Here is a 6,432-nt window from a genome sequence, read left to right as displayed (position 1 = left end):
CCTGTACGCCAACGACCGCGTCAGCGCCGCCGAACGCCAACTCGCGACCGACCTGCTGGAGTCGGTGGGTCTGGTCGAGTGGGTGGAGGACGAAGCCCAGATCGAGGCTGTGACTGCCATCTCCGGCAGCGGCCCGGCCTACTTCTTCCTGTTCATGGAGTCGCTGGAGGCCGCCGGGATAGCGTTGGGCCTGGCGCCCGAGAGCGCCCGCCGACTGGCATTGCAGACCGCCTTCGGCGCCGCCAAGATGGCGCGGGAGAGCGAATTCGACCCCGCCGAGCTGCGTCGGCGTGTCACCTCCCCCAACGGCACCACCGAGCGCGCGATCCACACGTTCGAGGAGGCAGGTCTGGCCGAGATCGTGAGCCGCGCGACCCACGCCTGCGCGGAGCGCGCCCGGGAGCTGTCGAGCGAGCTGGGTCAGAACTGAACGAGCCGGAATGGAATCCGCCGAATCACTAGGAGAACGTAATGGGCAGTAATCTTGGAAGCGCCGGCCTGATGCTGGTCAACACGCTGGTCAACATCTATCTGTTTGTGCTGATGCTGCGCTTTTTGCTGCAATTCTCGCAGGCGGACTACTACAACCCGATGAGCCAGGGGATCGTCAAGGCGACCCAGCCGGTGGTCGCGCCGGTTCAGAAGATCCTGCGGCCCGTCGGGCGTATCGACATCGCCACGCTGTTCGTGGGTTTCCTGCTCAAGGTGATCGTGATCACCGCCATCTTCCAGATTGCGGGTTTCGGCATGCCTCCGCTGCAGGGCCTGCTGCTGGCGGGGATCGCAGGCGTGCTCAACGCGATTCTCAAGATCTACTTCTTCGCCCTGATCATCATGATCATCCTGAGCTGGGTGGCACCCCGCGCCAGTCATCCGGGTGCACTGCTGGTGATGCAGATCGTCGAGCCGATCATGGCCCCGGTGCGCCGCGTGATACCGCCGCTGGGCATGATCGACCTATCGCCGATCGTGGTGTTCATCGCCATCAATCTGCTCGATAGCGTCGTCGTCGGCTCGTTGGCCCGTGCCGCCGGCCTGCCGGGCGCCCTGGTCGGCTTCTGAGCCACGCCGGCCGCCTCCGCCGCCAGTCCCGCATGCTCTATCACGGTCCGCGCCAGCAGCAGGTCTCGGATCGTCGACGAGCGGCGGCTGGCGGCGTCCGGGCACCCACCGGTGTCAATCGGCCACGTGCCCTCGCTGAACCTGGAGACTATCCCGCTTCATGTCCGCTTCCTTTCCGTCCGACTCCGTCGGCCTGGTCACACCGCAGACCGCGACATTCGAGTCGCCGCTGGCCCTGGCCTGCGGCAAGACCCTCGAACGCTTCGAGCTGGTCTACGAGACCTACGGCACGCTCAATGCCGAGCACAGCAACGCGGTCCTGATCTGTCACGCCCTCTCCGGCCATCACCATGCCGCGGGCTTCCACGGCGCCGACGAGCTCAAGCCCGGCTGGTGGGACGCCTACATCGGCCCCGGCAAGGTGATCGATACCGACCGCTTCTTCGTCGTCTCGCTCAACAACCTCGGCGGTTGCCACGGCAGCACCGGCCCTAGCAGCGTCGATCCGCAAACCGGCCGCCAGTGGGGTCCCACGTTTCCGGTCATGACGGTGGCGGACTGGGTCCACAGCCAGGCACGCCTGGCCGACCGGCTCGGCATCGAACGCTTCGCCGCCGTGGTGGGTGGCAGCCTCGGAGGCATGCAGGCGATGCAGTGGGCGATCGCCTATCCGGAGCGCGTCGCCAACGTGGCGGTGATCGCCGCGACCCCGCGACTGTCGGCGCAGAACATCGCCTTCAACGAAGTGGCCCGCCAGGCGATCCGTTCGGACCCCGATTTCCACGACGGCTGGTACGCCGACCACGGCGCGATTCCCAAGCTGGGCCTGAAGCTGGCCAGGATGATCGGCCACATCACCTACCTGTCCGAGCACTCGATGGGCTCGCGCTTCGGCCGCGACCTGCGCAGCGACCAGCTGAATTTCGGCTACGACGTCGAGTTCCAGGTGGAGTCCTACCTGCGCCACCAGGGTGATACCTTCTCGACCCGCTTCGATGCCAACACCTACCTGTTGATGACCAAGGCGCTGGACTACTTCGACCCCGCGGGACAGCACGACGGCGACCTGGCAGCCGCGCTGGCGCCGGCAGCATGCCCTTTTCTGGTCGTCAGCTTCACTACCGACTGGCGTTTCGCCCCGGCCCGCTCGCGGGAACTGGTCAACGCCCTGCTGCGAGCCGGCAAGGCGGTCAGCTACGTCAACGTCGACTCCCCCCACGGGCACGACGCCTTCCTGCTGCCCAACGACCAGTACGAGTCGGTCTTCGGCAGCTTCATGCGGCGCATCGATGCCGAGCTCAACGGAGGGACGAACTGATGCGCGCGGATCTCGAACTGATCTACGACTGGGTGCCCGAAGATGCCCGCATCCTCGACCTGGGCTGCGGCGACGGCACGCTGCTGGCGGCGCTGGCGCGCCACAAGAACGTCACCGGCTACGGCCTCGAGATCGATCCGGAAGGGATTTCGGCGTGCCTGACCAAAGGCGTCAACGTGCTCGAGCAGAATCTCGACGACGGCCTGGGCAATTTCGTGGACGATGCCTGCGACCTGGTGATCATGACCCAGGCGCTGCAGGTCCTGCGCCGCCCGGACGCCATGCTGGACGAAATGCTGCGGGTGGCCCCGGAGTGCATCATCGCCTTCCCCAACTTCGCTTACTGGAAGCACCGGCTCCACCTGACGCTCCGTGGTCGCATGCCGGTCTCGCGCTCCCTGCCCCACGCCTGGTACGACACGCCCAACATCCACCTGTCGACGTTCCGGGACTTCGCCAACCTGTGCCGCGACAAGGGCGTCACCATCGTCGACGAGGCCGTCGGCAGCGCCGAACACGAGGGACACTGGTCATCGAGGCTCTGGCCCAACCTGTTCGGCGAGACAGCGATCTTCCGGGTCCGGCGCGGGCGTTAACGCGACTCGCCGCCAGCGGGTTGCCAGCGCCGTTCGAGATTCACGGCCAGGCGGCGATCCAGCATCACCGCCGCGGGCCGCCCCTGCATCCACGCCAGCCGGCAACCGTAGGCCAGCACCTCGACGCCACGCTCGGCGACCGCCTGGAGCGTGCGTGCGTACGCGGGATCGAGATGCGCCGCCGGCGCCACGTCGTCGATACCGGTGTGCGCCGCGCAGAACAGCAGCACCCCGCGGTGGCCCTGGGCAACCAGCTCGGCCAGCACCTCGAGATGACGGCGTCCACGCTCGCTGACCGAATCGGGAAAATAGCCATGTCCGTCGCTCTCCTTGAGCGTCACCTGCTTGACCTCGACGAAGGTGTCGCGCCCCTGTGCATCTCCCAAGCGGAAATCGAGCCTGGCCCCCTCGACGCCGGCCTCTCGCTTGCGCTCGGCGAAGCCGGCGAGCTCCGGCACGAGACCGCCGCGCAGCGCCTCCTCGACCAGCGCATTGGCACGCCCGGTGTGCACCGACACGAGGTCGACGCCACCCGCCCCGTCGGGCAGTTCGATCAGCTCCCAGGTCCAGGACAACTTGCGGGCGGGATTGGTGCTCGGCGACACCCAGACACGGCAACCGGGGACATTGACGGCGCGCATCGAGCCGGTATTCGGACAGTGCGCGATGACCTCGCGGCCGTCGTCGAGCTCGACATCGGCCAGGAAACGCTTGTAGCGCCTCAACAGCGTGCCAGGGAGAAGAGCGGGATAGTTCATGGAGTACTGATATCCAGAAAGCCAGAAAGACGAGTGCCAGGAGAGATTCGGTCCAGAGAGACGACAGTCGCGGCATCGCCCACCCGGCGGATGCCAGCCCGATTCCCCGGGTTTCACTAACCGGGGATGAGAAAAATAAAGCGCCCATTCGGTTGCAAAGCGGCAACTTTTTCGCTAAATAAGCATGGCTTCGGGCAGTGGCAGACGCTGCCCCCGGCCGATACTCGGCCAGATCACACGCGTCACGACACTTGCGTAACGAGGCAGCCCCCATGCCAGTAGCGGAAAAGAAAACGGAAGCGCCCAGTCAATTCACCCCGTACCAGCCGGCGCCGGGTGAAGAGTATATGAATGACAAACAACTTGCGCATTTCCGTGAGATCCTTCTGGGCTGGAAACAGGATCTGATGGAAGAGGTCGACCGTACGGTTCGCCACTTGCAGGAAGAAGCCAACAACTTCGCAGACCCCGCTGATCGCGCCACGCAGGAAGAGGGATTCAGCCTGGAACTACGCACGCGCGATCGCGAGCGCAAGCTGCTCAAGAAGATCAATGAAACGATCGAGAAGATCGACGAGGAAGACTACGGCTTCTGCGAGGCCTGTGGTGTCGAGATCGGCATTCGCCGCCTCGAGGCTCGCCCCACGGCGACGCTCTGCGTCGACTGCAAGACGCTGGCCGAGCTCAAGGAGAAGCAGCTCGGCGGCTGAACGGCCTCGGTTGCCATAGATGTGTGACGGGCACCTCCAGCGGTGCCCGTCTTGCGTTTCGCGCTATCCTCGCGTCATCCGGCACTGCCATGTCCCACGTCACGAGCCGCCTCATGACCACTGCGCCACCCTCTGCCTCGGGCTATATCGGCCGTTTCGCGCCCACGCCCTCCGGCCCGCTCCACCTGGGCTCCCTGGTGGCGGCGCTGGGCAGTTGGCTGGATGCCAGAGCAGCCGGCGGTCGATGGCTACTGCGCATCGAGGACATCGACCCGCCACGCTGCCCTCCAGGCGCCGTCGACCGGATCCGCCGTCAGTTGGAAGCGTTCGGCCTGGAGTGGGACGGGGAGATCCGCCATCAGAGCGCCCGCGGAGCCGCCTATCAGGCGGCGCTGGACCGCCTGGTCGCTGACCGGATGGCCTACCCCTGTGGCTGCTCGCGACGCGAGTGGCAGCAGCATGGCCATTACCCCGGCTGGTGCCGCCATGGCTCGCTTCACCCCGGGCGCCCCCAGGCCTGGCGACTGAGGACCGACAAGGGCATCCAGCCGGTGTGCTGGCAAGATCGCCTGTTCGGACGCCAATGCCTGGACCCGACCTTCCAGGGCGACGTGGTCATCAGGCGCAAGGATGGCCTCTGGGCCTATCAACTCGCGGTGGTGGTCGACGACGCGGAGCAGGGCATCACCGATGTGGTTCGCGGCTTCGACCTGCTCGACAATACCCCCTGGCAGCGACAGCTCCAGGTCGCACTGGGCTATCCCGAGCCGCGCTATCTCCACCTGCCACTGATCCTGGGCGAGGATGGCCAGAAGCTGTCCAAGCAGAATCTCGCGGCCGCCATTCCCCACGATGGCGCTCTGGCCCGCCCGGTACTCCATCAGGCGCTGAAACTGCTGGGGCAGGCGCCATCCTCCGCGCTGCGCCAGGCTGAGGTATCCACTCAGTTGGCACACGCTCTCGAGCACTGGTCCCCCGACCTGATGACCGCGATCCCGGGTCGACGGCCGGAGTGAGCCCCGATACACAGCTCCGATACACAGCCCCGATACGAAGCCCCATGCAAAACCCCTACGCGCCCCCTTACGCAAACCCCCTGTACAGAGCTCCTCGTCGCCCCCTGCCTGGCGGTCGACGCGTGTCGCTCAGCGCCGCCAAAACGGCTTCTTCCTTCGATTGAAGACTATTGTCTAAGCGAAACTCGCGCCGTTTTGCGCCACCCTGTCGCCATTGCGCAGAAGGGGCGCACCACAATTACGCATGACGCGCAGCAGATGCCCCCTTATGAACCATCTGGATTCCCCCATGGACGTCGCCATACGATGGCCAGCATGGAGAAGAATTCGCAAGAAGTTGATTTCATTAAAAAAAACAAGGAGTGGCACGGCACGTGCTGTAACTAAAACAAGAAAAATAACAGCGGGTATCCGATCAAGCCCAATAACAACAGACGGATCGGAATGACTCCCAACGCCGACAACAACAACAAGGCGGCACTCAACCTAGGAAGGCAAATCGCCATCGGCCCCCAACAACAACACTGGCCAAGGGCGAACGAGGACACGAACAACAACAATCGTTCTCGAGCCGACGCAAAATCAGGACGCGACGCTATTCACCAACGAGGCAACAACAACAAGCCTCCTCGTGATCTGGAGACTTCCCGGAACAACGACAACAACCGGGAAAGGGCATTGCCTGTCGTGGTTGGATTATTGTTTTGAATACGAGGTGGTCGCTACACACAGCATGGCTGATAACGACAAGCCAGTGACTGCACGCTCGTTCAGCGACTGTGGTGCGTATTCAAGGCGATGCGCCATCACGAACAAGAAGAAGCGGCATGGACGTTGCGAAGCATCCTTGCAGGGGGAGGCCCATCGGGTCTCCCCTTTTACTGTGCCTTTCGACCCTGCTCGTCCCCTCGTGGAATGAGGTCACGGCAGATGTCGGCACGGCCCACCCCGGCATGATCCCCCATGGCGAAG

At 64.6% G+C, this 6,432-nt stretch carries 8 protein-coding genes; 7 read left to right on the top strand and 1 reads right to left on the bottom strand.

What is annotated here, in order from left to right; all coding sequences use genetic code 11:
• The 4 genes from AC3AYF_RS12520 to metW all read left to right on the top strand — a co-directional run.
• Positions 1-430 (top strand): pyrroline-5-carboxylate reductase family protein (locus AC3AYF_RS12520; RefSeq protein ID WP_487779805.1); only part of this gene is annotated, 430 nt, incomplete at its 5' end.
• Positions 431-471: 41 nt separating this feature from the next.
• Positions 472-1,062, top strand: coding sequence for a YggT family protein (locus AC3AYF_RS12515; RefSeq protein ID WP_110601313.1), 591 nt, complete (start codon positions 472-474; stop codon positions 1,060-1,062).
• Positions 1,063-1,222: 160 nt separating this feature from the next.
• Positions 1,223-2,380, top strand: a complete 1,158-nt coding sequence (gene metX, locus AC3AYF_RS12510; protein ID WP_295039979.1) for a homoserine O-succinyltransferase MetX — start codon at positions 1,223-1,225, stop codon at positions 2,378-2,380.
• Positions 2,380-2,976 (top strand): methionine biosynthesis protein MetW, encoded by a 597-nt coding sequence (gene metW / locus AC3AYF_RS12505; protein ID WP_295039981.1) that lies wholly within the window; start codon positions 2,380-2,382, stop codon positions 2,974-2,976. Before metX ends, metW begins: the two co-directional genes overlap by 1 nt.
• On the opposite strand, the gene sfsA is transcribed toward metW, so the two are convergent.
• Complete coding sequence (gene sfsA / locus AC3AYF_RS12500) at positions 2,973-3,734, bottom strand: DNA/RNA nuclease SfsA (RefSeq protein WP_487779804.1); 762 nt, start codon at positions 3,732-3,734, stop codon at positions 2,973-2,975. The genes metW and sfsA overlap by 4 nt on opposite strands.
• A 272-nt stretch (positions 3,735-4,006) precedes the next feature.
• On the opposite strand from sfsA, the gene dksA reads away from it, so the two are divergent.
• The 3 genes from dksA (at position 4,007) to AC3AYF_RS12485 (ending at position 6,168) form a co-directional block, all read left to right on the top strand.
• The gene (dksA, locus tag AC3AYF_RS12495; protein WP_149437079.1) at positions 4,007-4,444 is read left to right on the top strand and encodes an RNA polymerase-binding protein DksA; all 438 of its coding nucleotides are present in this window, start codon (positions 4,007-4,009) and stop codon (positions 4,442-4,444) included.
• Positions 4,445-4,557: 113 nt separating this feature from the next.
• Entirely contained in the window at positions 4,558-5,460 is a 903-nt protein-coding gene (gene gluQRS, locus AC3AYF_RS12490; RefSeq protein WP_295039986.1) for a tRNA glutamyl-Q(34) synthetase GluQRS, read from the top strand.
• Between the two features lie 444 nt (positions 5,461-5,904).
• On the top strand, positions 5,905-6,168 hold the full coding sequence (locus tag AC3AYF_RS12485) for a hypothetical protein (RefSeq protein WP_295039989.1): 264 nt from the start codon (positions 5,905-5,907) through the stop codon (positions 6,166-6,168).
• Positions 6,169-6,432 lie beyond the last annotated feature (264 nt).

Source organism: Salinicola sp., from assembly GCF_982684285.1.
The sequence above is the reverse complement of the archived record's forward strand: the minus strand, read 5'-3'. Positions and strand labels throughout refer to the sequence as shown.